The organism is Legionella sp. D16C41 (assembly GCF_048541585.1).
Lineage (GTDB): Bacteria > Pseudomonadota > Gammaproteobacteria > Legionellales > Legionellaceae > Legionella_C.
Genome location: NZ_CP183303.1, coordinates 1,676,360 through 1,702,763, shown reverse-complemented (window position 1 = coordinate 1,702,763; position 26,404 = coordinate 1,676,360). Strand labels below are relative to the sequence as shown.

Genomic DNA, 26,404 nt, shown 5'->3' with positions numbered 1-26,404 from the left:
TGGAAAGTTAAAAGGTTAACGCCCGAGAACATCTAACGCCAAGCAGATTATCCTTACCGCTCGCGTCCTGGCCATTAAGACCGCTAGAACCAAAGCTCTGGTTCCACGCAGCGATTTGAGGACCCAGTGAAAACTCAGTAGAACTCCAGTAGGTACCTGTAGGAGCACTAAACCCACTATTATCAATCAAGCTTAATTGTATATTTTGTACTGTCGGCGAAGTTGAAGTGCCGCAAGCAAGGCTTCCATATCCAAGCTCACAAATCGCCGGCAGATACCAATCTGTATAACTTGCAATCGGTTGCTTGCATAAACCTGCAGCATAGTAAGCGAGGTTGGTTGGCCCAGGAGATGCCGTAAAGGGAGCAGAGCCGCCGCTTCCTGACGTGTTATTGGTAATAAATTGATTATAAAACGTCACGATATTAGCTGTATTGCAAGAACCATCTGAGCTCCCCTTGCAGTTAGCAAAAGAGACTGGGGTAAATGGATTTGGATTGGTATAGGTATTAGAAAAGAATGTAGTAAAGGTACCATAGGAGGGGGAGCCAATGGTGGAAGTAGAGGTGTTATCAATTCCGGGAAGAGTATCATTACTTACATCAATAGAGTCAAAACCGCCACTTCCACTACCAGTGCCTCCATTAGAACTCCATACAATGCCGTTAGGCGCTGCAGCTGCTTGGTCAGTGGTGGTGACAACTTTACCCCCTACACTGCCAGTATTGGGGGTTGTGTCATCCAATGCATACACGTAGCCGCCTTGATAAACACAACCATAGCCTAATACAACGACATTGCTCGTCACTGTATTCGCATTGTCAGCACTGACTTGAACCACGCCGGGAACAGGGGCTGTTCCACCTGAACAGGGATTCGTGCCATCCGAGGTGGCTGTAGCGCCCGGTGTGATGGTAATCGTGCAGCTGCTATTCACCGGCAGTGTGTTGCCACAAGTAGTGGTGTTGGAGGTCCCGGTAGGCCAAGTTGGTGGCGTTACCGATAAATTGATGGCAGCATTATTGCCTGTATTGGTAATGGTAATGATACGAGCAAGCCCAGAGGAAGGGGTTCCACTGACACCATATTCGGTAAGCCCGGTGACACTTAAAGCCAGTTGACTGACGCTTGCGCTTAAGTTGGCCAAATTCGTGACACAGTTAACGCCAACATTGGTCACGTTCGCTCCACCTATGATCCCACTGCCATTAGTGACAGTACAGGTTTGGTTTGCAGGTTGACTTCTTACAGTGACTAAATAAGTACTTCCTGGAGGCAGCGCATTAGAAAAAGCAAAAGTTCCGTCTGCATTCAGGGTTAATGCATCACCACCATTGTCTTCAAGCACCAAAGTTCCTGAGAGACCAAATACAAATCCTCCTACGGTATAATCTATCACAGAGCCTTTAGTAATATGTAAGCTGTTGGCGCTGCTCGGTTGATAACATTGATTTGGGTTGTCTTGACTACAAACGATAGGCCCACCCAGTATATTATCCATTAAAGCACTGCCGTTAATAGATAGATTTAAAATACACGATTGTTGGTAACCTAAAACAAAGAAGGTTTGACAACTCCCAGTTGTCGTTATCTGTGTAACGCCCGGCATCGCTTTCATTACTAAAGTATGTGGCTTTCTGGATTGATTGGTGACTTGATAGCGTACGGTAGCGGTGTCGTTCGCTGCGACTGTGATGGTTGTTGCGGTTAATGGGGTAAACGTCCACAACGGTGTCCCTGCATGTACCCAAGTCATGACCCATGTAAGCCATAGGCTTATCATTAGTTTGGTAATAAACTTTCTGCTGTTCATCTGCTGTCCTTATGCAATGTATGTCAACTTAAATAAAACCTTGTTGGTGTAGAGAAAATAAAATGGTAAACACTTAAGTGGCAATTGATTAGAATAACACGAGAATAAAGGCACAAAAATTTTTATTCCCAAAATTTACCCAAAATATTACTCAATCTCAATGAAGTCAGTTAGCTTGAGATAAGTTAGGAATCGTAACTATTTACCCTTGTATCGATAAGCGGCTGCTGAAGGGAGAAAAACTTCATCTTCAATTTTTTTATCCGATCTAACCGTTAAGAGCGAACGCTTTTGCCGCCGGCTAAAATTAACTAATGGTTCTGGTAAGTCAGTTTGATGTAGATAAACTATTGGCATAGAAGTCATTAGTTTTTTAGTAGATGATAAGCCTTCTTCGTTTTTAAAAGTAGCAATATTAGCAGCCCATAAAAATTGGGTATCGCGATGAATCGCTAATTTTTCATCATCAAGATATTGTAACATCTGTTGTTGCACATCAATATGTCGCCCTTTGCCTATTTTATTTAAGCGTGCTGCCAATTCTTTTTTACTGATAACTATATGAGAATTATGTTTTACTTGGGTAAAAGTAATCCGTCTAGGATGATAATCAATACAAGGTATATGGCGATAAACTTGTTTAAGTTTAAGACGCGAAAACCCTGCATTTTTAAAGATAGTATGAATGACCTGGGTATCTTTCATATTTATTTCTTGGAGATAATTATTAATTACAGCCTTTAATTGATCTTTACTTTTGTTAATGACCTCTACTAATTGCAAAGTGCGCGTGCTACCACCTAAGGCTCCTTGAAAGGATTTAGTATGCTGAGGTGTTTCTAAATCACCTGGATAAAAATCAGTTAAGGCAGCAAAAAAATAGTTGTAATCAGCTATTAGGATTTCTTTGTTGGCAGGATCATTAATCCAAACTGGATTGACTTGTAATTCGGTATCCAGATGGTTTTTTAATTCATCTAAATTTTTAAGCAAAGTATTATAGCTAGCAATGATATCGCTTGCGCTCATAGACTCTAATCTTATTTTTATCTTAATTATTAAAATAGTATACGAATAATTATTAATTGTTAAAAACTAAATTAGCAAAATAAATGTTTTTATTGGCATAAAATTTGCACGACAAGCTCTATTTAAATATATTGGTTAACAGTTTTTAAGCAACAGTCTTTTGGTTAACAATTAAGTTAGGCAAAAATAGAGGGAATAATGTTATGCAAATAAGAAAACATATTACCAAGGGTTTAATTGGAGTTTTATTCTCCACATCGAGTTATGCTTACTACACCAAAACTGGGAGCATCTATGATAATGCTGGCAATTTAGTAAAAATTGATGGCGTTTCGTGGTCAGGCTTTCAGGATTCCAGAATTGTCCAAGGGCTAGCTTCTAATCCTTTTTATTCTCTAAGCGGTACTTCTACTTCTTACAGTAAAAGCTATGGTATGTTAGATGCCTTAGTTCGCCCGTGGGATTTTACGGATTCGGGTGTCACCAAAGCCACTGGAGTGGGTTTTAAAACAGTTCGTCTCCCCATTCAACCTGGGGTGCTTTATGATGACAAAAATGAAGTGGATATGAATAAATCCCTAACTAATAAAGCAGCGCCAACCAAAGGTAATGGTATTTTTTGTAAAGTTTGGGAAACCAATGGCCAAGCTTGTGCACAAACAGTATCGCCTAAAGAAGCCTTTTGGATAACTCTTGCTGAATTGCAAAAAAATAATGTTAGAGTCATGATCGATATCCATCATCGTTATGGCTATGGCGATAATTTTCGTGATGGAACGGTTTATGATTTAGCGCAATATGAGGCAGATTTAAAATTATTAGCAACTGAAATTAAAACACGTAATTTAACCAACGTTATTGGTATTGATATTTTTAATGAGCCCCATCTACTCTATTGGTTTCGCGATAACAACGGTCAACCTGCCTGGGTAAAAGTTATTGCCTCCGCAGCTAAAGTGCTTAAACAAAATAATCCTGATTTATTAGTTTTTGTCGAAGGTCCAGACAATGGCTCGGGCGATCCTGATCAACCAGTCGCCTGTGTAAAAGCTGCCGATTTAGTTGATGATCCAGAAGCCTATAGTATTTCGGATGATCCTAGTAATTGTGCAACTGGAACCAAACGAGTTGAGTTTAAAGGTAACTGGGGAGAGGATTTTAAACCGCTATTAGATAAAGCCAATGCTAAAATCGGTACACCAAGCTTTAATCGTGCAGGCTTTACACAACAATTAAAAACTGCAGGCCTAGATGATGTAACGATTACTTGGCTGCTAGGTGATGCGAGTGCTAATAACGCGCATCTCGTTTTTTCTCCACACGTTTATCCTCGTGAAGTAGGGACTTGGGAGTCTGCTCCAGGTAAACCTAGTAATCTTCGCTTTGATTGGACTTGGGGATTTTTAAAGAAAGCTGGTTATCCTGTAGTCCTTGGTGAATCTTCTTGGAAAAGTGCTGAAGGATTAGCCTTCTTTCAAAAAGCATTAGTTCCTTATTTAGTAGCCAATGGCATGCAAAATGATTTATTTTTCTGGGCAGTTGGTTACTTAGGCGATACCATTAGTATTATTGATCCTAATAGTGGCGCGCTTAACCTACAAGCTGAACAAGTATTACATGATTTATATAATCAAACTATTGCCACTGGAAAGCTTAATGTTTCTTTCACCAGTCCTGGGTTCCCCGTTAAAGGAAATGCCACTTTAACTATTAAAGAAACTCAGCAAACTTATAGCTGCGACATTACAAATGGTTGCTCTTTAAACTTAGATAATGGTTCTTATACTTTATTAGTTGCAGATACCTATCAAGTAGATAATACAGCTCATATGGTTTATCAAGTTAAAGCAAGCAATTCCCCCCTTGCCTTTAAAATTACCAATGGACAAGCCACTAATGTCAATGTGAATTTACAAGGCCAACAAACAGGTACCCAACCTGCAACTCAGGTAAGTTATAAAATTAATTTGTTAGATGACAAAGGAAATCCTGTCAGCAGCCAAGCACTAACTACTACTTTGACCTTTACCTCAGATGTTAATAGTCAGAATCAAGTTAACTGTAAAGTGACCAATGGCACTTGTACCTCAACAATTTATAATCAAAATATAAATAGTCAGACAGGCACATTTAGCAATGAAAACTACACCGTAGGCTTACCTAGCTCTATTCAATTTAATGGTAAAGCTTACAGTTTAGTCGCAGATAAAAGTGATAAAAGCTTTGCTGTTAAAGGAGCAACTAGTCAGCTACAGTTAAATGCTTTTTATCAAGCCGGTGCAGTTAACCAACAAAATTGTAGTGTTAAATTTACGCTACAAAATCGCTGGGATAGCGGTGCCGTATTCCAAGGCAGCATTACCAATACTAGTCCCACCACTGCGATAAAAAGTTTTACTTTTAAAATAAGCTTCAATAGTAGTGAAATAACTAATCCTGTTATTGCCAATTACTGGATTGGTAACAATCAAACCGTTACAGCCAATGCTGGCGTGTTTACGTTTAGTGCCAATACTTATGACCCTTATAATGGTATACCAGCAGGTCAACAACAAGCTATTGGCTTTCAAGTATCAGGTAGCGTTGCAAAAGATCCCGTTGTAAATGTTATTAGTTGTGAAGCCAAATAATTTCTAGGTTGAGCCTTAGGGCTCAACCTTTATTTCAAGTATTTCAAAAGTTATACTCCATGCTGTAATAATTGACAAAGAGAGCTCAAAATGTTATGTTAAAACTTACCACCATTAAAGTTAAGGGGTAAAAATATGAATGATGTTTATTTATTACTTTGGCTTATGCGCCAAGCTTCTGCTGACATTACAGCTCGCGATCTTCTTTCATTTGCAAAAACTACCCTTTCTACTACCACCATCTCCTCTACCTCTACCACCACCGTTGCTTAATTAAGCAATTTGTTACTAACAAAATTAACGGCTCATTGCTGAGTGTTTATAACACTACAAGCAGCTATTTTCTTTTTTGAGGTTTAACATGTTAATTAACCCTGCTTATGCTATTTATAAATTTGGTGGTAGTAGCCTTGCTGATGCAAAACGATTTACAGCGGTCAAATCACTTTTACAAGGTAATGAAATTATTGTTGTCTCAGCAATTTATGGAACTACTTCTTTATTGCAATTATTACTTGATGCTGCAAAAAACCATTTACAGTATCAGCACTATTTAACAGAAATCAAAGATAAACACTTATCTATAATACAGGAATTAGCCTTATCTCATCTCCATATTGGAAATATCATTAAAGAGGATATCCAAAAAATTAACGATATTTTATATGCTATTCAACTAGCCGGCAGTTACTCAAAAGAAGTACAAAATTTAATTTTAGGTTATGGCGAGCTGTGGTCTGCCATGATTTTAAAAGAATATCTTTCTAAAGAAAATAAGGTTGCTTTTTTAGATGCTGCAAAAGTTTTATTCATCCAAGAAAAAAATGGCTTAATTGAAATTGATTGGCAAACAAGTAAGGCGGCTCTTAAAGAGTTTTTGCAGGGTGAAATCTTTAATCAATTAGTTATTACCGGATTTATTGCCTCAACTTTAGATGGCCAACGAACTACATTAGGACGTAATGGTAGTGATTTTTCTGCGGCAATTTTTGCTAATTTATTTAACGCTCAATCTTTAACCATTTGGACTGATGTAGATGGAATTTATACAGCTGATCCTAACTTAGTACGCTCAGCTTTTGTGATTGAGTCTTTGTCTTATCAGGAGGCATTGGAATTAGCTTATTTTGGTGCTAAAGTTTTACACCCTATGGCTATCGCGCCAGTTGTTAAAGATAAAATTCCTATTTATATAAAAAATAGTTTTAACCCTAGCGGTAAATATACCTGCATTTCAGCACAACCTAAAGAATCGCAAGCGCTTATTAAAGGTATTAGTTGTATTAAGGAGATAGGCCTATTTAATATAGAAGGTGGTGGCTATCTTAATTCATCTAACCTGATTGCTCGCGTATTTAGCATTCTTTATTACGCTAATATCAATGTGTTATTCCTAACCCAGGCAAGTTCTGAGCATTCAATGTGTTTTGCGGTCGCTGCAGATTCTGTCGCTAGAACAAAAGAAGCGCTCTTTGAAAACTTAAAAAATGAAATTAAAAGTAATTATATTAAGACTATTACGCTTGATGAGAATTGCTCTATTTTGTCAATTGTTGGTGATAAAATGATTGGGGCTATTGGCATCGCTAATAAACTTTGTAAAGCCCTTGCTAAAGTCAATATTAATATTCGTGCTATTTCTCAGGGCTCTTCTGAACGCAATATTACACTTATTGTTAAAAAGAAAGATGCCGTTAAAGCTATGCAGGCTATTCATTCTGGATTTTACTTGTCAAGGAAATCATTAGCGATAGGATTAATTGGCCCAGGGCTTGTCGGTCAAAGTTTACTTAAGCAATTTACCGATACATTAACTGATTTAAAATGCACTTATCAAATTAATTTAACTGTGCGCGCTATTATAAATAGCAAGAAAATGCTCCTATTAAATAATGCAGAAGCGTTCAAAGACTGGAAACCTAATTTCAACGCCTACGCCATTGATGCTGATTTAGAAAAATTTGTGGCGCATCTAACTGCAGATAATATTCCTAATGTAGTAATTATTGATTGTACTGCAAGCCCGCAAGTTGCCAGCCTTTATCAGCGCTTTATGGCTAAAGGTATTCATATTATTACTCCCAATAAATATGCTAACGCTGGCGATTTGTCTTATTATCAAAAGCTACAAGCCTTAGCCAGGAAAAATCTGTTTTATCTTTACGAAGCTACAGTATGTGCAGGCCTGCCAGTTATTAGTACTCTACAAGATATTATTAAAACTGGAGACCAGGTTGAGAGAATAGAGGGTGTATTTTCAGGAACACTCAGTTATATTTTCAATGCGCTAAAAGAAGATAAAACGTTTTCAGAAGCGGTTCTTCAAGCAAAATTGCTAGGATATACCGAGCCTGATCCACGTGAAGATTTATCTGGTATGGATGTTGCGCGTAAGCTAGTTTGTTTGGCACGAGAAATAGGTCATAACATTACTATCAATGATGTAATTGTTTCTGATTTAGTACCGCCAGAATTAAAATTAGTTAGCTTAGATGAGTTTTTAAACAAATTACCTGCCTATGATCAAAGTCTAACTCATCGGCTTGCAGCGGCTAAAGCTAACAATCAGCATTTGTGTTATGTAGGCTCTATTACCAAAGAAGGAAAGCTTAAAGTAGCAATTGAAGCGTTTGCTAAAGACCATCCTTTTGCAAAACTTAAAGGCACAGACAATATTATTATGTTCCATACCAAAAGATACTCTACACATCCACTAATCATCCAAGGACCCGGTGCAGGTGCTGAAGTTACCGCTGCAGGTATTTTTTCAGATTTACTACGATTAGTAGCAAGCTTGTGAGGTGGTAAAATGAAAAAAATTAACAAATCTATCCAATCAGTTAAAGCATTTGCACCTGCGACGTGTGCAAATGTGGCTGTCGGCTTTGACATTTTAGGCTTTGCTGTAGATTCTGTGGGCGATTATGTTACCGTTACTAAACGGGAAGACAAAAAGATAATTATAGAGTTCATTGAGGCTGTTGAGCCTTTGCCCTTTAATAGCTATAAAAACACTGCATCTGTCGTTATACATAAATTTTGTGAAGCATTAAATTTAGAAATTGGCTTTTCAATTTCTATTAAAAAGGGAATTCCCGTAAGTTCTGGTCTGGGAGGCTCTGCTGCATCGGCAGTTGCTGCATTAGTTGCCTGTAATAACTTCTTAACTGCCCCGTTATCTACTCTAGAACTTGCAAACTTTGCGGTTATTGGTGAGCAAGTTTCAAGTGGTCAGCCACATGCAGATAATATTGTTCCTTGTTTGTTTGGCGGACTCACGTTAATCCATTCGCAACAGCCATTAAAAGTTATTAACTTACCTTCTCCTAATCTATATTGTGTATTAATTTACCCGCATTTGCAGGTTCCTACGCGCTTGGCAAGAAAAGTACTTAAAAAAACTGCGCCTTTAGCAAAGTATATTCAACAATCTGCTAATTTAGCGACTTTCATAACTTCGCTTTATACAAATGATCATAACTTATTAAAAAATGCTTTAAATGATGTGCTTATTGAACCTCAACGAGCACAGTTTGTACCACAATTTTATCGAATAAAAGAGGCTGCATTGCAAAATGGCGCATTAGGCGCATCCTTTTCCGGATCAGGCCCTACTTTATTTGCTTTAACAAAAACAAAAAAAGAGGCCCAAAAAGTCGCTGAGAGCATGCAGTTGGTATTGCAAGAAAATAATATTGCTTCTAACTATTGGCTATCTAGAATTAATAAAACTGGCGCTTTGCCTGTGGAGATAAATTCATGCGCTATTTAAGTACTCGTAATAAATTAGATTTTTTTTCATTATCTCAAGCAATGCAAAGTGGATTAGCTCCTGATGGTGGTTTATTTATTCCTGAGACAATACCTATTATCACAAATCAGTTAGATTTAGCTGATTTAAATTTTACTGAATTTTCTTCGCAACTATTAGATGGTTTCTTTGTAAACGATCTACTTAAATTAGAATTAAATAACATTTGTAAGAAGGTTTTTAACTTCCCTATTCCAACTCTTAAAATTAACAGAAACACGTTTGTTCTCGAACTTTTTCACGGGCCAACATGCTCATTTAAAGATTTTGGCGCCCGCTTTTTAGCTGAGTGTTTGAACTTAATAGAAGATGATAAAAAAATAATCTTAGTTGCTACTTCAGGTGATACAGGTTCAGCTGTAGCAAGCGCCTTTTACCAAAAGAAAAATTATCAGGTTATCATTTTATATCCACAAGGCCAGATCTCAGCTAAACAAGAGCAACAAATAACTTGTTGGGATGAGAACATTTTTTCCTTCGCAATCCATGGTACTTTTGATCAATGTCAGCAACTTGTTAAATTAGCCTTTCAAGATTTAAACTGTCAAGCGATCACAAAACTTGGTAGTGCTAATAGCATTAATATTGGCAGGCTATTACCGCAAATGACTTACTATGCCTATAGCAGTCTACAATTTTACTTAAAAAATAAACAAGAACCTGGTTTTATTATTCCGTCAGGAAACCTTGGTAATGCGACAGCAGCTTATTGGGCTAAAGCCATGGGCTTTCCTATTAGAAGAATTGTGTTGGCAACTAATGCTAATCGAGTAATTTCTGATTATTTAACCAACGGTCATTATAATCCAAAACAAAGTATCACAACGATAGCTAATGCAATGGATGTTGGAAATCCAAGCAATTTTGAAAGATTAAAGCACTTATTTATTTCTTTTAAAGATTTTTATAATCATGTAACTGCAATTGCTGTTGATGATAGCCTTATTTATAACACAATTGCACATATTTATAAGCAATACAATTATATTTGCTGCCCGCATACTGCAACAGCGTTTTATGTGAGAAATCATTTAGACAATGGACCTTGGATTATTGCTTCTACTGCTGATCCAGCAAAATTTGATAATATAATTGAGCCTATTATAAGTTCGCCAATTGCTGTAGTTCCGCAATTACTAAATTTGTTAGATAAACCGAATAAAATTTTTAAATTAGAACCTAATTTGCAAGCTTTGCAAAAGGTTTTATCTTCTATTAGTAGCTGATTTTAAAATTTTGAATGATTTTGAATCTTGATACCCTGAATTTATAAAATTTGATAATGTGCTAAAATATAATTTATTAAAGGTAACTCTAGTTTCATGATGATTAATTTGTTTTTTAGTGAAGTTTTTGCCCGTTTGGAATTATAGAGTCAACTGTAGCTAGACATATTGCTCCTTGTGCATCGGAAAAACCGACTAATAAAAATTGTGATGTAAAACCGGCAATATTTTTCTCTCCTAAATTTACACATCCTATTATCTTTCGCCCTATTAATGATTCTGGTGTGTAATGGACTGTCACTTGAGCTGATGTCTGTAAAATTCCTAGTTCAGCGCCAAAGTCTGCCCATATTTTATAAGCAGGCTTTTTAGTACGTGGAAACAATTCAGCTTTAATAATTGTTCCTGAGCGTAAATCTACTTTTTCAAAATCAGCATAACTTATAATCATCTCGCCCTACCCTATTTAAACGTTTTTATAGTAAAATTTATTCTGCAAGCTATTATAACTATTTCTATTTTTATATGAATGCCTACCTTTTAGCTAAAACTATTCATATTATTAGTTCAACTATACTATTTGGTACGGGTATGGGTATTGCCTTTTTTATGTTTCGCTCGAAATACACTAATAGCCTTCAAGAAAAATACTATGCTATTCGTAATACAGTTTTAGCCGATTTTATTTTTACTACACCGGCAGTAATCATACAGCCGTTGACGGGTATTTGGTTAATTTGGCTTATTGGTTATCCTTGGAATTCACCTTGGCTTTTAGCAACTTATACTTTATATATATTAATTGGTTGCTTTTGGTTACCTGTTGTCTGGATTCAAATTAAACTCCGAAATATTCTAGCCGATTGTCTACAGTCTAACTCTGCTTTACCAAAAAAATTTCATACGCTATTTAATATTTGGTTTCTCTTTGGTTTTCCAGCTTTTTTAGGCCTAATATTCATTTTTTATTTAATGGTTGCAAAAGCGATTCCATGGCAATAAGTCAAGTAGTGATTATCCTTTAAATAATTTATTCGCAATCAAAGTGATAAAAATAATATATTGACGAACGAAAATTAGGCCTAGACTTTCTTAAATAGACTAGGCTAAGTTGCCAAGTTATTATACTGTTAAGGTACTATTTTCATTAAGTTTTTCTGAAGGATTATTAACATTGGCAAGCTTTAAATTTAATTTATTAGTTTCGGCAATGGTTACATGAAATGGAATTTCTATTTTCAAAGAGTTCCTAAGCTTAAAATTAGAACCAAATACACAAGCAAGTATTTGTCCAAGTTCATTTTGCGTGGCTTGGCTTGGTAAAAGGTTTAGTATTGTATCTCGACCATTACCAACCATAGATGCGTAAGTAACATCAGCCTTAGTATTAATATGTTTGTATTCTTTGCTAGTAGAAACTATTTGAAAAGCACAATCGTTGTTGATTTCAAAAGAAATGACTTTACCATCTAATTCTTCATATGCTGTATCAACTTTCTCTTGATCAAGATCATTTTCTGGATTTCTATCTTTACGGAAATCAACAAAGTAAGCGAGTGAAAGATGGCAGACATCTGTCATACCAGGTGCTAATTTATAAGTTTCAAAGAGATTACCAACATCTTCATCATTAACTTTAATTACAGGAAAACTTGGTTTTAAAGCTTCAAAAGTACTTTTTACAGTAGAAATAGGTTTACTATCGATTTCTGTAATTTTGAGTGCTAGAAAATAATCATTTGGAATTTTTTTTACCGACTTGCCTGTTCGGCCTTCTGTTTCAATTAATTCAATTTTACCTACAATTTTCATTATTTCTCCCTTGCTAAAATGGCGGGCACATTATGATCAACACTGGTCACTTTGTCAATTTCTTATAATATACAAAGAGTTAAATTTAAGGTTAAATTTAGGTATTACTCTATAATTGTTTATAGCAATAATAGTTAAATAAATATAATTTTTTAAAGCGATAGTCATGGGTAATGTGCTAAAAAATAATAGAGAAATAGTCAATTCTAAGTATTCAATTAAGATAATGATTTGAAACCTAGGTAAGATCTAAAGCAGGTAAATGTTGGGCCAAGGCTTAGCCTACCTTAATTCATTTATATACAAGTTGCTACAACTTATCACTTTGTTATAAGGTGCAAGTGGTCCCCAAATTAACTACTTTAAGCCCGTGTTTGCCCATCGCCATAAACTAACCATTTATAACTGGTTAAAGCCTCAAGTCCCATAGGGCCGCGGGCATGAATTTTTTGTGTGCTAATACCAATTTCGGCACCTAAACCAAATTGACCACCGTCGGTAAAGGCTGTTGAAGCATTTACATAGACCACTGCTGCGTCGACTTCTAATAAGAATTGTTGGCTGACATTTTTGTCTTCAGTAACGATAGCCTCACTATGATGAGAAGTATATTTTTGGATATGTTCTACAGCTTCTTTAAAGTTATGGACTGTTTTAATAGAGAGCTTATAATCTAAATATTCCTGACCAAAGTTTTCTTCTTCAGCAGCAAATAAAAGTTTATCAGGATAGTAGTTAATTAAAACTTGATAGCTAAGTTTATCAGCATAAATTTTGACATTTTTATTAGCTAACGGTTTTACTAATTCAAATAGGTCAGCAAGCCTTTCTTGGTGAATCACTAAGGTATCTAAGGCATTACATACACTGACTCGTCTAGTTTTAGCATTATAAATAAGAGCCTGCCCTTTTTCTAAATCACCACTTTTATCGAAATAAGTATGGACTATCCCCGCCCCTGTTTCTATTATTGGCACACGAGCGTTTTCTCTAACAAAGTTTATTAAGGATTGGCTACCTCGAGGGATACATAAATCAATATAGTCATTAGCTTTTAATATAGACAAAGTTAATTCACGTTCTGGAGGTAATAGATAAATAAAATTAGGATTTAAATTAAACTCCGTTAAGACTGCTTTAATTAGAGAAACTAAACATTGATTGGAATAAAAAGCCTCTTTTCCTCCCTTTAATACACAAGCATTTCCAGTTTTAAAACATAAACTAAAAACATCGATTGTAACATTCGGCCTTGATTCATAGATTACTAAAATCACACCAATAGGTACGGTCACTTTCTGAATTAATAGACCATTGGGTCGTTTATTTTCACTGATTACTTTATTTAAAGGATTGTCTAACTCTGCTACAGCCTCTATTTCATCAGCTATTACAGCAATTCTTTCATGATTTAGAAGTAAACGATCATATTTAGGATCAGCCTTATCCATTAGTGCTAAATCTTTTTTATTTTCTAAAATTATTTTATCACTAGCTGTTCTTAAATTCTTTGCTAATTTTTTTAGTACATCGGCTCTTACTAAAGGATTTAAATTAGCAAGGTCATAAGAGGCATGCTTTGTGGCTTTTAAATTTGCAATGATTTCCGAGTTCATGTTCATATCATTTCACTATAAAATGTGTAAATAGTCATAATGAATAAAAGCTGGCTTATTTTTTTCACCTATATATTCATCTAAGCGTTTTTGATCATAACGAGCAAGGCCTACCCCTATTCTCTTACTTTCAATGTCTAAAATATCAATTAAATCACCTCGCTGCCATTCACCAACATAACTTACAATGCCTACTGGAAGTATGCTTAACACCCGATTATTTTCTTTAAGCAAATTAAGTAAATTGTTATTGATAATAATACCAGGCAATTGTTTTTTATTATGAAGAGCTAGCCATCTTTTTATATTAGATGTCTTTTTCGTGGCAAGAATGGTGGTACCAACTTTTTCATGATTAATAATTCTCGTAATGACATCTTTTGTATTAATATTGGCAATGGTTGTTTGTATACCCAAAGTTGACATCTTACGGGCTGTAGTTAATTTCGCTAACATCCCACCGCGTCCTAGAGCTGATTTAGCTGCTGTTATGATAGGCCAGCTATCATTAGGATCAATCACATCAATTAACTTTGCCTCAGGATGTTTGGGATCACCTGTAAACACGCCATCAACATTGGTTAAAAGAAGCAAATAATCAGCATTAACTTGAGCGGCAATAAGGCCTGCTAACTCATCATTATCCGTAAACATTAACTCTTCAATAGCTACAGAATCATTTTCATTAATTATAGGAATAATATTTTGATACTTTAATAATTCAGACAGTAAGCGCGCTATATTTAAATAATGTTGTCGAGTTTGAAAATCTTGTTTAGTAAGTAGAAGTTGAGAAACAAGAATATTCTCGGTTTTAAATAAGGCAGAGTAAATATTTATTAATTCAGGCTGCCCTATTGATGCTAGTAATTGTTTTTCACCTACAGTATTGTTATGGGGCTTTTGTAAAAAAGTGCTTGCTACTTTTCGGCCTGATCCAACGGCACCTGAACTTACTAAAATGACATGATGATTAGCTTGTAATAACAAAACTATTTGCTTTACAAGTTTCTTAAGTAACGGTTCAATGGGGCTACCATCTTCTTTTAGAATACTTTGCGTGCCAACTTTAATCACTATTTTCATAAACATTAATCGTGAAGTTAATTAGGTTATATTGGTTAATACTCCTTTAATTATAGAAATCCTATTAGATTTAAATTAATTTAATATATAGTATTAATTTGCAAATATTTTAATCAGTCAAATCATTTAAAGCAAACTAATATAGTAATTATTTGAAATTTATAAATTTTTTATAAAAGTAATTTTACCGTTGCGCTCTAAATAAGCATAGTTAATGGTTTGTATATCGTCGGAATTAAGCTGCTCGCATATTACCTCTTGTAAATTCTTATCGACAATATGGTAATGTGCTAAATTTTCTTTAAATAAAATTGTCGTTCTTAAAAAGACATAAATTAGATTTTAATCTTGATTAATAGCAGATATGCATATCAATATAAAAAACTATATTATAATTTAAAATTATCGAAGTGCTTTATTACTAAAAGTAAGCTTTAATTTACTAAATAGCCTATGTACATAGGCTATTTAATTAAAAGGCTTCTAAACCCTCTTCCTGTAGTGATTTTTTAACCGCCTTATGTTGGCTTAATTCTTTTGCGAAATGGTTTAGATTTTCCCATTCAGTTAAATCAATTTTAAAATTCCTTGCCCACATTAACATGACAAATAAATAAGCATCAGCAATAGTAAAATGATTATCTATTAAATAAGGTCGTCCTATATGTTGATTTATGAAAGAAAACTTGGATTTTATAAGTGGTTTAAAGATGTCATTTTTTACTTGTTCTGCTAAATTAGGATTAAACAAGGCGCCAAAGCTTTTATGTACTTCTGTAGTAATATAATTAACCCATTCTAAAACTCGATAGCGTTTAATATCACCCATAGCAGGCAAAAGCGTTGTAGCTTGAGCTTTATCAGCAAGGTATTGTAGTAATACTGCATTTTCAGTAAGGACTTCGCCGTTATCTAATTCTAAAGCAGGTACCGCACCTTTAGGATTAATTGCTAGAAAGTCTTTACCCGTTTCAGTTTCTTTTGTTTTAAGATTAACTGACTCATATTGGGCATTTACTCCAAGCTCATTAATAATAATTCGCTCAACTAATGAACAAGCCCCTTTAGTGTAATAAAGCTTCATTCTTTCTCCTTGTTGAAATCATAATGTTAAAAAATTAATCATCATTCTTTGGTGAGTTATTTTTTGTATCTGTTTCTTTAGCAATTGTTAATAAAATGTTTTCTTCTAATTCTTTAGCTTTTAAAATATTAGTGTTTACACCATTAGAAATGATAGCAAAAATATATTTTTTACCATTTGGTGTCGCTAAATAACCTGAGAGAGCTGATACATCATGCATTGAACCTGTTTTAGCAGCAATTTTACCAGCAAGAAGCGTTTTTTTCATTCTATCTTTCAGCGTACCTGAGCGGCCCATTTTAGGTAAGATAGTTAAGAAAATAGGTCCAATCTTTTCATCGTGATAAAGATCAGACAACAAAATAACAAGTTGCTCAGGAGTAATTAAATTATACCTTGTACCCACACCATCTGCTAATTCTATTTGCTTCATATCCAGGTGGGTGTGTTGCGTTAAAATAGTTTTAATACTGTATGCACCTTGTTTATAAGTACCTTCGCCAGTTAAAGTCGCTGCTAATAATTTAGTGATGCTATCGGCATAGAGATTATCTGATTCTTCTAGCATATGAGCCAATAACTTAGTTAATACATCCGATTCAACTTTGGCAATAGTTTGTGCGCTAGAGGGCGTACTTCCAGAAACAATTTTTCCTTTTAATTCAATTCCATTTTTAGTCAGCGTTTGCTTTATAATTCCTTCAGCAAATAAATTAGGATTAGGAATTGCTAACATCATCCGTTTAGGCTGCTCCGTTTTTGCAATACAGCCATAAAGACGAAGAGTATTATCTTTTAAAATTTCTATATTAAGTGAACAATGTTCTTTTTCTTGTGCTCTATTTACTGTAGTTAATTCATTAATAATAGTTAAAGGGTTATCTACTGCTTTTGAGGTAACTTCAGCAACTTTATTAATTTCTTTAGCATTAAAATCATAAGCAATAGCATTTTCATTAATAATAATGGCACTACTTGGCGCTGCATAATACCAGCCTAAATCATCGTATGAGGTACCAGGCGCATAAAACGGTGGTTTGAAAAAAGAAGCATCAATAATGAAATTACCAGCAATTTTGTCAAAACCTAATTTAGGTAGTTCTAGAATTAAACTTTGTAATTTTTCAGCCGTAAGCGATGGTGCACCATTAAAAATAAGATAAACATCATTGTTTTCTTTAGCTAATTGAGTAACGTAGCGATAATCTGGCCCAAGTTTATAGAGAGCTGCTGCTGCAGAAAGTAATTTCATATTACTTGCTGGATTTAATAATTTAGTAGCATTACGCTGATAAACTATTTCTCCAGTTTGTAAATCTTTAACGAAGACACCTACATTGGCCAATGGTAGCGTTTTATCAATTAAACTATCAATTTCTTCTTGTAGGGTTACCTGAGAATATAATGCATTGGATAATAACAGCGCTATAAAAACAAATGGGATTTTTAATAAACGCATAGTAAGCTTAGAGAAATTATACCATTCTTTTATTTTGAGCTGATCAACCCTAGTCATCAAGTTTTAATTAAAATTTTTTCTGTTTCAGTTTTTATATTTTTCATCTCGCTTTAACGATAAACAGCCTTATTAAATTATTAACTTAAATATTTACGGCTACTTTTGCAGCTAGGGCTAATTGATAAAGAATTGAAGTCATCATGCCTGTGACTTTAATACCATTTTCAGTTTCCTTAGGCAAAATAATAAGCTGGTCGCCACCTTGTAAACCTACTTGACTTGAATGCCAATTATTTTTAACAAGTTCAACTTGCCCATTTTGCCTAACTAATAAAAACTCAGACTGATTAGCTGTTTTTTGAAAACCTCCAGCTGATTGGACATAGTCAATAAGCCGATAATTAGGATGAACCGTTAAGGAAATTGAATTGACCACATCTCCGCTAATGGTGACAACTGATGATTTTACCGGAATATTAATAACATCATTATTTTGTAGTAAAATATTATCCCAGTGAGCTTTCGGCCCTAAAACCACCTGACCTTTGGGTTCTACTTGCTTAGCTTCACGTACGAATTTCGTGATAAGCTCAGAGCGAGATACCTGCAACCTGGCATCATCACCTGTCAAAGTTTCACCAGTCATAGTTTGCCGCTGTAGGCGGGAAAGATTAGCATTTAAAGCTTCTTTTTGTTGCCTAGCTACTGAGTCACGAAACAATTGTACATTATCTAAGTTGGCATTAGTTGCTATAGGGAGCGTTTTTAAAAATTGCCCTAAGGTAGTGCCTTGTTTAACTACATATTGATGTGGGCCTTTAACTTGACCTTTTACAGTGATTAACGTTTGTTGTATTTCTTTATCAGCCACAAAAGTAATACGATCGCCAGCTTTAATACGTACCGGCTTTGACTGATGGATTTGTTCATATAAAAATGTAGGTGCAATACCTTGGTTGCGCTGAATTCGCACATACGTTGCTGTAGGCTCAACGTTAGCTAAATGCATCAGTGTTGCCAAAGGCACTTCTTGTTCTAGTAGTTCATACTGATAAGGGCTTTTTACATCGCCTGCGACCGAAACAATGTATTTTTGCGCCCGAACTAAGATGGTATCGCCTTGATGTAGTTGAAAGGGATTAATATTACCGTGCAATAGAAAGTTATATAAATCTACCTGGCGAAGTGGCTTGCCATTGCGAATAATAGCTATATCACGAAAACTACCCTCATTTAAGTTAATGCCCCCAGCGGCACATAAAAAATAAATGACTGAGTCAGAAGATAATCCATCATAAAGGCCAGGAGAATTAACAAAACCGGCAACATAAACTTGCACTGGTTGTGCCGTTACTAAATCGGCATATAGATTAACTCCTTTTTTAAAACTATTTTTGACATATTGCTGAATCACTTCATTAATCCGTTGATTTTCAACGCCTTCAACTTTAACTGGACCTACTTCAGGAATAAAAATATTTCCTTGACTATCAACGGTTAATTTTTGTGACAACTGATAAGCACCCCACAGCTGTACATTTACTTCATCACCGACTGTAATACGATATTCTGGATTAAAAAAACGTGCTTGATGCAGCCGCTCACATTGTTTGCCAAATAGATTACGACCAAACACAGGAAGCTGCTGATTTAAAACAGCACCCATATGCACGGTATTTTTTAAATGAATATTCGTTTCCTCATCATCAGCTAACTCATTTCTGTCATCGTTACTATTAGTTGAGGCAGAAAAATCTGTTGCAGATAAAGCAGCGGTATTTTTGGCTTGGGCAATAGATGTATTTTTCACTTGTTCTATAGACGAATTAATAGGCTCTACAGCTTGCTGCATTGATTCTTCAGCAATTGCGCATAAGGGTAGCAAAAGTATTAAAAAAATAAACTTTTTCATTAATCCCTATGCTCCTTAACAATAATAATTGCCATTTTTGTTAGAACAAATAATAAAAGTAATAAAAATAATAAATTAGTTAAATCATAAAATGGTACAGGCCTACTAGGTTCATCAGGTAAGTTAGGTGCCTCAATTTGAATTAAGAGATTTTGATTTTTAGATAAATTAATGGCAGCAGCATCAAATGCTTGTTGTGCAGCTTGATATTCTGCTTGGGCGAATTTAAGTTGCAGTTGAATCCATTCAAAATCGGTCATGATTTTATTTAATTTACCATGTTTTTCTTTATCACCTAGTAAAAGGTTGGTCTGCTGTTCAATTTGCTCTTTAATCGCTTTAATTTCTTCAGTTAAAGTTACTACTTTATTTGAGTTAGGTTGCATAAATGATGAATAGGTAATAAGCTCCGTTTGCTTTTCAACTAATGTACCCTTTAATTTAGCCATTACAGCCGATACAACTTGCGCTGTCTCTTTGGGATCAAACAAGCCATTTTGGTTTTGCCACGCCATAACGTCTTTTCCAGCTTGAAATAATTTATTTTTAGCAAGGCCTAATTTCATTTTGGCAAAGGAATATTGTTTTCTTGCAAGAGTATTTGAAACTTTATTCACAAATTGTTTTGTTTCTTTAATTATCTCTGTCAGAATTTTTTTTGCAGCTTCCGGTGTAAACGCAGCCACTTTAATAATAATTTCATAGGTATCAGGCTCAACTACTGCACTTACTTTATTACGATAATAATTTAAAAATTGGTTTTGAGTCGCTTTTATATTTAACCGTGAGAGAAAATCATTTTTTTTAGATTGATAATGACTTTTTATCCCAAAACGCTGTTCAATATGAGATAAAATTTCGCGAGATACAATATATTCGCGAGTTAAATAAATTTCTGAAGGTGCGGCATTTCCTCCACTCCATATTCCCGTATTTGTATTAATAAGATCGCGGGAGTCATCACGCTCAACCAAAATTCTAGCATTACTTTCATAAAGTGGTGATTGAATAAATAAAATATAAATAGCAGCAATTAACCAGGGAAATAAAACTAAAGATGAAAAAAGCCTTTTAGTTTTAACAAAAATAAAAGCGCGCTCACTAAGTGGATGTGATCTTAAAGCTAGATAAGTTTTATGTTGCTGTAAGGACTTTATTTCAAGAGGAATTAAGTCGGTCCCACGCTTAATGATCCGTCGCAGCTGTTTCAAATATTAATCCATAATCAACTAATTCATTTAACAAAGTATTAATTTACTAATTTTTTATTAATTCCATATAAACTAACACTGTTGACAAATATGTTAAGGGATTTCGTTATTCTCTGCAAGAATCAACATAAACTTCTTACTATTTATTAATAGAACAATTTTTAATTAATATTATAGAACTTAAGATAACCCATCGTTAATTTCCTCTTTACTTTTTGTTTTTATTCAATATAGTATTGACGATTTATTATCCCGAAGCTTATTAATTTTCAAGGAGGAAAGTTGAAACAACTTTTTACAAAACATCCAAATGAAATTGGCGAGTCTTATTTTCAACATATGGCTTTTGCGCTTAAATTTTCTTTTAATATGTTCTTGGGTGCAGTAGCTTGTTTTCTCCATGGATTATTTCCCTTTACATTTCAAAAAACAGGAAGCAATTTAGTATTAAAAATGTTTACTCATTTAAATCAAGGAAATCGTAAAGATTTAGTTCAGTTAAAACTTAGAAATAATACTTACAAACGATAGTAATACGCTTTTTTTATTAAAAAACTTAATTAAAAAGAATATTGATTATGTTTGAAATCAACATAATAGGATTGTTTAAATTTAAATTTTTCATACAATCTTTGCATTAATATCTCAAATTCCTGTAAGCGACGCTTATTAATACCAAAGTTTGCAGTACCAAATTCATTACACGTTGTCCTCGAGTTAGCCCGGTGAGCTGCAATAGTTAGTACTATAGGTAAAACGATAAGACTACGCGCTCCATAAAATAGGCGTATTCTTTCAGGATATTCAGAATCTGCGCCTAGTAAATCAGTATAAAAATACCCTAGGCTATTTATTATCTCACGTTTAAATAATAGGGAAGATATACACATTCGATTTAATGGATAAATATGTTTTGAAAAAATTTCGCCTGTAGGTTTTATTCTAATTAATTTAGACATAGAAGCAACTACATTATGTTTAACTAATCCTTTAAGTTGATAAGCTATACGTTGAGGATGTGCCCAGTCATCTGCCCCATGAAAAGTAATGAACTCTCCTCTTGCAGCTTTGAGCCCTAAATTCATACAGTAAAATGGACCAACATTTTTATCTAAGTTAATTATCTTAAAATCATGAAAATGATACTTATTGCAGGTGGTTAAAAAAATATCTTGTGTGCTATCTTTAGAGGCATCATTAATAAAAATAATTTCAATGTTTTTATAAGTTTGTTTAATTAATGATTCAGTGGATTTCTCTATTAAAAGTTCTTCATCTTTAGCACTCATAATGATGGATACTTTCCCGTAATTTTCATCATTCTTAATATACTTATTTGAAGTAATGTTATTTATATAAAGTGGCTCATTAATATTTATTCTTTTAATAGAAGATAAGTTATGTGCTAAAAAATATTGATTAAGAATCTCCTCACATTGAGGTGATTGATAAAAATGCAGATGATTGTAAATGTTAAAAATAAGAGAAGGTTTGATTTTCTGCAATTTTATTAATTTTGGCTTATCTTTCTTGCTTGGAAATAGGTGGGAGCGATAAATAAAAGCTAACTTAGAATTTTCATTAGTAGTTTTCTGCAAAAGCTTTAGGCCAATTTCAGGTTTTAGCTGTATACAAACTTTTATAATTTTTTCTAAATCTTTAATTCGGAACTGATCGATAAGTGAGATAATGTCATTAAAAGAATCATCACTTACACCTTCTAAATGCAAATGAGTTAATATTGAGAAAAAATTATTTTTCCCTAAGCTTAATTCATGACACTTTTGCAAAAATTGTCGCTTATAAAGCAACTGAAAATAGAATCTATTATTGGTAAGTTTCAATAATTCAAAAAGATAAATAAAATGAAATAAATGAGTATTTATTATTTTTTTCAACATACATATAACCTTAACCAGGAATGTCTAGAATTTTTCTAATAAATAAAAATGAATATTTGAACTATTATTCACTACTTTATGTTTACTTAAGCAAAATACTTTAACTAAAATATTATTTTTAGCCAAAGTGTTTGCTATGCGCTTAAATCGCTGATTTTCTACCAAATCATTCATACTAAGAATAGTAACAGAGCGAGCACCATCTATTAGTTTTAGTAATTTTTCCTCTTGCGATTGCCAAGTATATGTTTTATTAAAAAAAGATATATTATCCTTATATAAATCTAGATTTTGTAAGAGGTAATTTATTGACTTTGCCCAACCTTCTTCTTTTAAATTATCTAAGGTAATACCACACGTATGTTTCTGCAATAAAGCTGTAATATCAGGTATATTAGGTGAAATGATAGGTATATTTGCCGCAAAATAATCGAACACTCGATTAGGAAGCGATAAATAACTATTTAACCTTTCTGTATTTAACAAAATTAATCCAATTACAGCACAAGAAATTGTTTTTAATAAAGCAGTATAAGGTACAGGATTAAGCCAATGGCATCTTTTAGAAACTTTTAGTTTTTTTGCTAACTTTTGCATCGACAATTTATAAGAATCTGGTCTCACATTACCCAAAAAAACTATATCAATATCATTAGGAAGATAAGGAATACTTAAAAATAAACTTTCTATACCACTTGTTATAGTACTTAAAACTAATATTAATCTTTTAGTATTTTTTATTCCACATAACTTATGTAAACAATTACTATGGCAATCTTTTTGAACTGCAAATGACTCATTTAAACGGTAATTTGGAAGAACATGGATAGGCACATTATAATTGGTTAAATACTTGCCTAAAGCATTACTGACAGTCATGATTTTTTTTGAATTCCTTATATAAAAATCACTTAAATTATCTAATGTATTTAATATAACTGGATGTGACTTATCTGGTATATTTCTATGAGAAAGTGACGGAATTTCAATAGCATCATAAATGTAATTTGTGTCTGTTGCTAAGCTAATAGCGTGAGTGGCTGCTAAAGCTCTAACTCCATGGGAAATATATAAATCTGCTTTAAGAACATCACAATAATTATATGCATATCTTGAAAATGTTAAAATACGATCAATATGAAAGTTATAAATATACGAGTTATGTTGTTCATGCAGTTTGTTTACAATTTTTTTATTATATCTTTTTCGTAGCAAAGAATTAAAAAAAGCACTCATTATTTACTTATTAGTTTTTCTAAAATATTAAAAAGATAGATTGAATCAAGAATACTAGGAGATTCTTTTATTTTGTTATTAACAAGATTATTAAGATATTCCTTGATTTGTGCTGTAAATAAATTAATTGATGGAAAATCTAATTTATAGTGTCCACATTGATAATTATTTTTTTCTTTAATCAAATAATAACTTGAAGGTTTATCTGCTTGGATAGAGCCGTAAAAGCTTCCATTATCTCCTTGGATTTCAATAAATTGACTAAACGCCGGTGTAACTAGATCCGCTTGTAAATTAATGTAATTACTTGTATCTGTAAAACCCGACATAAATATAAAATCTTCAGCATTAGCAGAAATTTTTTGGCCATTAATAAGACGTTCAGGACGAAGCAACAGTATTTCACAATGATTAACATCAATTATCTCGCCTAATAACCAACCTGACAAATCTAACATATGCATGAACATTTCATTAATAGCCCCGCCTCCTAAGTCTTTCTTATGTTTCCAGGCGCTATGATCACCTCGTCCTCCGATTCTAAAATTAGCAAAACTTATGTGCCCTAGGGGCTGCTCCGGAGCTTGAAGCATTTTTTTTAGCTCTCTAAAAGCAGGCACCTGGCGATATACGTAACCAACTTGTACAAAACAACCAGTTTCCTCAGACAATAATTCTAGTGTTTTCGCTTGATTAATATTTTCACAAAGAGGTTTCTCACAAAAGACATGCTTTCTTGCCTTGAGTGCTAAGCAAATTAAATCAAAGTGGCTAGGAGTTGGGGTAGATATAATAATGCCTTTAGTATTTTTATCAGCTAGCATGTCTTCAATGGATTCAATATTAACACCATATTCTTGCGCTAGCTTGCAACAAACTTGCTGATTGATATCATAGATTACAATATTATAAAAATTATTTTCACGTAGCGCTGTAATATGTTTAGCAGCTTGCTTACCACATCCTATAATCCCTATCTTCATTGAATTACAACCTTTATAACTTTATTCATTTACATCAAATAAGCCTAAAATTAAAATAAATTTATACGTAATAACATGTTATATTTTTATGAAGATTTAAATTCTTATTTTTAAATTCTTCTTTTACTGCAATTTTTACCTCAATACCATTTTGCGCCAAAGTTTTAGCTATACGCATGCTGCGGTTATTATTTAAAATGTCATTATTTCCTAATAAAGTAATTGTTTTTATATCTCCAAAGAAATCTAAAAGTTGGGCCTCTTTTGATTCCCAGGTTAATTTTTCTCTTGCTGCTAATGTATTTTGCTTAAATATGTCTCTTTTACTTAAGGCATATTTAATACCTTCAGCCCAAACCCAAGGATCGTTTTCAGAAATAATATGTCCGCAGTTATTTTCTTTAATAATTTTAGAAATATCTTTAATGTCGAGTGAACACACAGGTAGACCAGCACTAATTAAGTCAAACAGTCGATTAGGAAGAGCAACTTGATGATTTAAAATTTTAGGATTTAATATAATTAAACCTATGTCGGCTGCTGATAACACTGTAGTTAATTGAGCATAAGGAAAAAATCCGAATAAATGTATTCTATTTTCTAGATTTAAAGATTTAATTTTATTTTGAATTTCAAGTTCATATTCCGGTGGAGAAAATTTACAAATAATTGCTAAGTGAATGTTAGGATCTAAATATCTCATACATTCTATTACAGGTTCTAAAGAGCCTTTGACCATAATATTAATTGCTACAATTAATTTATCCTGTGGTAAAAGCCGACACTCTTCTCTTAGAAAATTAGAGCTTTGATATGGCTCTGCATAACGATAATTTTCAATCACCTGAACTGGTATATTATATTTTTCTAAATGTAATGCTAATGCATGTCCAACGGTTAAGATTTTATCAAAATTAAATAAATAAGTTTCAAATGCATTGTCTATAAGCTGTGTAAACTCAGGCATCCAATTTAACTTTAGACTTCTATGTGCTAAAGAAGGAATCTCTATGACATTACAAATTTTTTTCCCTGGGAAAATTTTATTTATCTCTTCCGTAGCAACCATCGCCTGCATACAATAAGCTAAATAAGCATCTGCTTTTAAAATATTACTTACTTTTAAACATCTAGCTGTATAATTTAACGTGCTATAAAGATAGTTAGCACCACATATTTTATAATTTTCATTTAAAAGCCTTAGTTTTTTAATAACTTCATCTTTTTTTAAAATTTCCTTCTTAAATCTTTCAACTTGTATATTTTTAGCAACTAATTGAGCATTCATTAATTTAAAGTTTTTATAGGCTTGCTGCTTATTTTTTAGCATTAGTTTCAGTTTGTACGTTTTATTGCTTAATTTCAATTTTTGGGCTCGTGATTTCTTTTTTATCAATTTTTTTGGGTGTAATAATTTTCTTAAGTTATTTAGCTGAAAGCTTGAAAGGTAACCTTTTTGCTTTATTTTTTTTACGCGAAAAGACTTAACTTTTTTTAAAAAAAAATATGGTTGGTAGACAGCATTCTTTATTATAGTTATCTTTTTTCTTACCTTAGTTCGATATAAATCCATATAAATCTCACCATTTTAATAA

The 26,404-nt window shown here is 33.5% G+C and carries 21 protein-coding genes; 7 read left to right on the top strand and 14 right to left on the bottom strand.

Annotated features, from left to right (window positions below; genetic code table 11):
• Positions 1-7: 7 nt before the first annotated feature.
• Together ACNVED_RS07465 and ACNVED_RS07460 are read right to left on the bottom strand one after the other, a co-directional pair.
• Positions 8-1,813 carry a hypothetical protein gene (locus ACNVED_RS07465; protein WP_419418396.1) on the bottom strand — a complete coding sequence of 602 codons (1,806 nt, stop codon included), beginning with the start codon at positions 1,811-1,813 and terminating at the stop codon, positions 8-10.
• A gap of 198 nt (positions 1,814-2,011) precedes the next feature.
• Positions 2,012-2,842, bottom strand: a complete 831-nt coding sequence (locus ACNVED_RS07460) for a hypothetical protein (protein WP_419418395.1) — start codon at positions 2,840-2,842, stop codon at positions 2,012-2,014.
• Positions 2,843-3,045: 203 nt separating this feature from the next.
• On the opposite strand from ACNVED_RS07460, the gene ACNVED_RS07455 reads away from it, so the two are divergent.
• The 5 genes from ACNVED_RS07455 to thrC all read left to right on the top strand — a co-directional run bounded on the left by ACNVED_RS07455 (position 3,046) and on the right by thrC (position 10,509).
• Positions 3,046-5,472, top strand: coding sequence for a hypothetical protein (locus ACNVED_RS07455; protein ID WP_419418394.1), 2,427 nt, complete (start codon positions 3,046-3,048; stop codon positions 5,470-5,472).
• 135 nt (positions 5,473-5,607) lie between these two features.
• Positions 5,608-5,745: a hypothetical protein gene (locus ACNVED_RS07450; RefSeq protein ID WP_419418393.1), complete on the top strand. Its 138-nt coding sequence runs from the start codon at positions 5,608-5,610 to the stop codon at positions 5,743-5,745.
• Between the two features lie 88 nt (positions 5,746-5,833).
• Positions 5,834-8,272: a bifunctional aspartate kinase/homoserine dehydrogenase I gene (thrA, locus tag ACNVED_RS07445; RefSeq protein WP_419418392.1), complete on the top strand. Its 2,439-nt coding sequence runs from the start codon at positions 5,834-5,836 to the stop codon at positions 8,270-8,272.
• Positions 8,273-8,281: 9 nt separating this feature from the next.
• The gene (locus tag ACNVED_RS07440) at positions 8,282-9,244 is read left to right on the top strand and encodes a homoserine kinase (protein ID WP_419418391.1); all 963 of its coding nucleotides are present in this window, start codon (positions 8,282-8,284) and stop codon (positions 9,242-9,244) included.
• Positions 9,232-10,509, top strand: a complete 1,278-nt coding sequence (thrC, locus tag ACNVED_RS07435; RefSeq protein WP_419418390.1) for a threonine synthase — start codon at positions 9,232-9,234, stop codon at positions 10,507-10,509. The genes ACNVED_RS07440 and thrC overlap by 13 nt, the downstream gene beginning before the upstream one ends.
• A gap of 115 nt (positions 10,510-10,624) precedes the next feature.
• On the opposite strand, the gene ACNVED_RS07430 is transcribed toward thrC, so the two are convergent.
• A complete protein-coding gene (locus ACNVED_RS07430) occupies positions 10,625-10,960 on the bottom strand; it encodes a tRNA-binding protein (RefSeq protein WP_419418389.1) in 336 nt (111 codons plus the stop codon).
• Positions 10,961-11,034: 74 nt separating this feature from the next.
• Between ACNVED_RS07430 and ACNVED_RS07425 the strand changes: the two genes are divergently transcribed.
• The gene (locus ACNVED_RS07425; RefSeq protein ID WP_419418388.1) at positions 11,035-11,511 is read left to right on the top strand and encodes a DUF2269 family protein; all 477 of its coding nucleotides are present in this window, start codon (positions 11,035-11,037) and stop codon (positions 11,509-11,511) included.
• 120 nt (positions 11,512-11,631) lie between these two features.
• On the opposite strand, the gene ACNVED_RS07420 is transcribed toward ACNVED_RS07425, so the two are convergent.
• The 7 genes from ACNVED_RS07420 to ACNVED_RS07390 form a co-directional block, all read right to left on the bottom strand.
• Positions 11,632-12,321: a hypothetical protein gene (locus ACNVED_RS07420; RefSeq protein WP_419418387.1), complete on the bottom strand. Its 690-nt coding sequence runs from the start codon at positions 12,319-12,321 to the stop codon at positions 11,632-11,634.
• 362 nt (positions 12,322-12,683) lie between these two features.
• Positions 12,684-13,937, bottom strand: a complete 1,254-nt coding sequence (locus ACNVED_RS07415) for a glutamate-5-semialdehyde dehydrogenase (protein ID WP_419421118.1) — start codon at positions 13,935-13,937, stop codon at positions 12,684-12,686.
• 15 nt (positions 13,938-13,952) lie between these two features.
• Positions 13,953-15,023, bottom strand: a complete 1,071-nt coding sequence (gene proB, locus ACNVED_RS07410; RefSeq protein WP_419421117.1) for a glutamate 5-kinase — start codon at positions 15,021-15,023, stop codon at positions 13,953-13,955.
• A gap of 472 nt (positions 15,024-15,495) precedes the next feature.
• Positions 15,496-16,107, bottom strand: a complete 612-nt coding sequence (gene gstA / locus ACNVED_RS07405; protein ID WP_419421116.1) for a glutathione transferase GstA — start codon at positions 16,105-16,107, stop codon at positions 15,496-15,498.
• 34 nt (positions 16,108-16,141) lie between these two features.
• A complete protein-coding gene (gene dacB / locus ACNVED_RS07400; protein ID WP_419421115.1) occupies positions 16,142-17,623 on the bottom strand; it encodes a D-alanyl-D-alanine carboxypeptidase/D-alanyl-D-alanine-endopeptidase in 1,482 nt (493 codons plus the stop codon).
• 85 nt (positions 17,624-17,708) lie between these two features.
• Positions 17,709-19,478, bottom strand: coding sequence for an SLBB domain-containing protein (locus ACNVED_RS07395; protein WP_419421114.1), 1,770 nt, complete (start codon positions 19,476-19,478; stop codon positions 17,709-17,711).
• A complete protein-coding gene (locus ACNVED_RS07390) occupies positions 19,478-20,689 on the bottom strand; it encodes a hypothetical protein (RefSeq protein WP_419421113.1) in 1,212 nt (403 codons plus the stop codon). The genes ACNVED_RS07395 and ACNVED_RS07390 overlap by 1 nt, the downstream gene beginning before the upstream one ends.
• A gap of 282 nt (positions 20,690-20,971) precedes the next feature.
• Here ACNVED_RS07390 and ACNVED_RS07385 point away from each other — a divergent pair, with 282 nt between their 5' ends.
• Complete coding sequence (locus ACNVED_RS07385; protein WP_419421112.1) at positions 20,972-21,220, top strand: DUF6356 family protein; 249 nt, start codon at positions 20,972-20,974, stop codon at positions 21,218-21,220.
• Positions 21,221-21,249: 29 nt separating this feature from the next.
• Here the strand turns inward: ACNVED_RS07385 and ACNVED_RS07380 are convergent, their stop codons facing one another.
• The 4 genes from ACNVED_RS07380 to ACNVED_RS07365 form a co-directional block, all read right to left on the bottom strand.
• Positions 21,250-22,590, bottom strand: a complete 1,341-nt coding sequence (locus ACNVED_RS07380) for a glycosyltransferase family 2 protein (protein WP_419421111.1) — start codon at positions 22,588-22,590, stop codon at positions 21,250-21,252.
• Positions 22,591-22,614: 24 nt separating this feature from the next.
• Positions 22,615-23,826, bottom strand: a complete 1,212-nt coding sequence (locus ACNVED_RS07375; RefSeq protein WP_419421110.1) for a hypothetical protein — start codon at positions 23,824-23,826, stop codon at positions 22,615-22,617.
• Positions 23,826-24,809 (bottom strand): Gfo/Idh/MocA family protein, encoded by a 984-nt coding sequence (locus tag ACNVED_RS07370; protein ID WP_419421109.1) that lies wholly within the window; start codon positions 24,807-24,809, stop codon positions 23,826-23,828. The genes ACNVED_RS07375 and ACNVED_RS07370 overlap by 1 nt, the downstream gene beginning before the upstream one ends.
• Before the next feature lie 61 nt (positions 24,810-24,870).
• Complete coding sequence (locus ACNVED_RS07365) at positions 24,871-26,382, bottom strand: glycosyltransferase (RefSeq protein WP_419421108.1); 1,512 nt, start codon at positions 26,380-26,382, stop codon at positions 24,871-24,873.
• Positions 26,383-26,404: the final 22 nt, after the last annotated feature.

What these genes read in the sequence shown, in the direction of transcription:
- thrC (WP_419418390.1), top strand. Translation starts at nt 9,232, where the DNA reads ATGCGCTATTTAAGTACTCGTAATAAATTAGATTTTTTTTCATTATCT.
- ACNVED_RS07460 (WP_419418395.1), bottom strand. Translation starts at nt 2,842, where the DNA reads ATGAGCGCAAGCGATATCATTGCTAGCTATAATACTTTGCTTAAAAAT.
- ACNVED_RS07365 (WP_419421108.1), bottom strand. Translation starts at nt 26,382, where the DNA reads ATGGATTTATATCGAACTAAGGTAAGAAAAAAGATAACTATAATAAAG.
- ACNVED_RS07430 (WP_419418389.1), bottom strand. Translation starts at nt 10,960, where the DNA reads ATGATTATAAGTTATGCTGATTTTGAAAAAGTAGATTTACGCTCAGGA.
- ACNVED_RS07455 (WP_419418394.1), top strand. Translation starts at nt 3,046, where the DNA reads ATGCAAATAAGAAAACATATTACCAAGGGTTTAATTGGAGTTTTATTC.
- ACNVED_RS07415 (WP_419421118.1), bottom strand. Translation starts at nt 13,937, where the DNA reads ATGAACTCGGAAATCATTGCAAATTTAAAAGCCACAAAGCATGCCTCT.
- ACNVED_RS07395 (WP_419421114.1), bottom strand. Translation starts at nt 19,478, where the DNA reads ATGAAAAAGTTTATTTTTTTAATACTTTTGCTACCCTTATGCGCAATT.
- ACNVED_RS07380 (WP_419421111.1), bottom strand. Translation starts at nt 22,590, where the DNA reads ATGTTGAAAAAAATAATAAATACTCATTTATTTCATTTTATTTATCTT.
- ACNVED_RS07425 (WP_419418388.1), top strand. Translation starts at nt 11,035, where the DNA reads ATGAATGCCTACCTTTTAGCTAAAACTATTCATATTATTAGTTCAACT.
- ACNVED_RS07465 (WP_419418396.1), bottom strand. Translation starts at nt 1,813, where the DNA reads ATGAACAGCAGAAAGTTTATTACCAAACTAATGATAAGCCTATGGCTT.
- proB (WP_419421117.1), bottom strand. Translation starts at nt 15,023, where the DNA reads ATGAAAATAGTGATTAAAGTTGGCACGCAAAGTATTCTAAAAGAAGAT.
- ACNVED_RS07370 (WP_419421109.1), bottom strand. Translation starts at nt 24,809, where the DNA reads ATGAAGATAGGGATTATAGGATGTGGTAAGCAAGCTGCTAAACATATT.
- dacB (WP_419421115.1), bottom strand. Translation starts at nt 17,623, where the DNA reads ATGACTAGGGTTGATCAGCTCAAAATAAAAGAATGGTATAATTTCTCT.
- gstA (WP_419421116.1), bottom strand. Translation starts at nt 16,107, where the DNA reads ATGAAGCTTTATTACACTAAAGGGGCTTGTTCATTAGTTGAGCGAATT.
- ACNVED_RS07450 (WP_419418393.1), top strand. Translation starts at nt 5,608, where the DNA reads ATGAATGATGTTTATTTATTACTTTGGCTTATGCGCCAAGCTTCTGCT.
- ACNVED_RS07420 (WP_419418387.1), bottom strand. Translation starts at nt 12,321, where the DNA reads ATGAAAATTGTAGGTAAAATTGAATTAATTGAAACAGAAGGCCGAACA.
- thrA (WP_419418392.1), top strand. Translation starts at nt 5,834, where the DNA reads ATGTTAATTAACCCTGCTTATGCTATTTATAAATTTGGTGGTAGTAGC.
- ACNVED_RS07440 (WP_419418391.1), top strand. Translation starts at nt 8,282, where the DNA reads ATGAAAAAAATTAACAAATCTATCCAATCAGTTAAAGCATTTGCACCT.
- ACNVED_RS07375 (WP_419421110.1), bottom strand. Translation starts at nt 23,826, where the DNA reads ATGAGTGCTTTTTTTAATTCTTTGCTACGAAAAAGATATAATAAAAAA.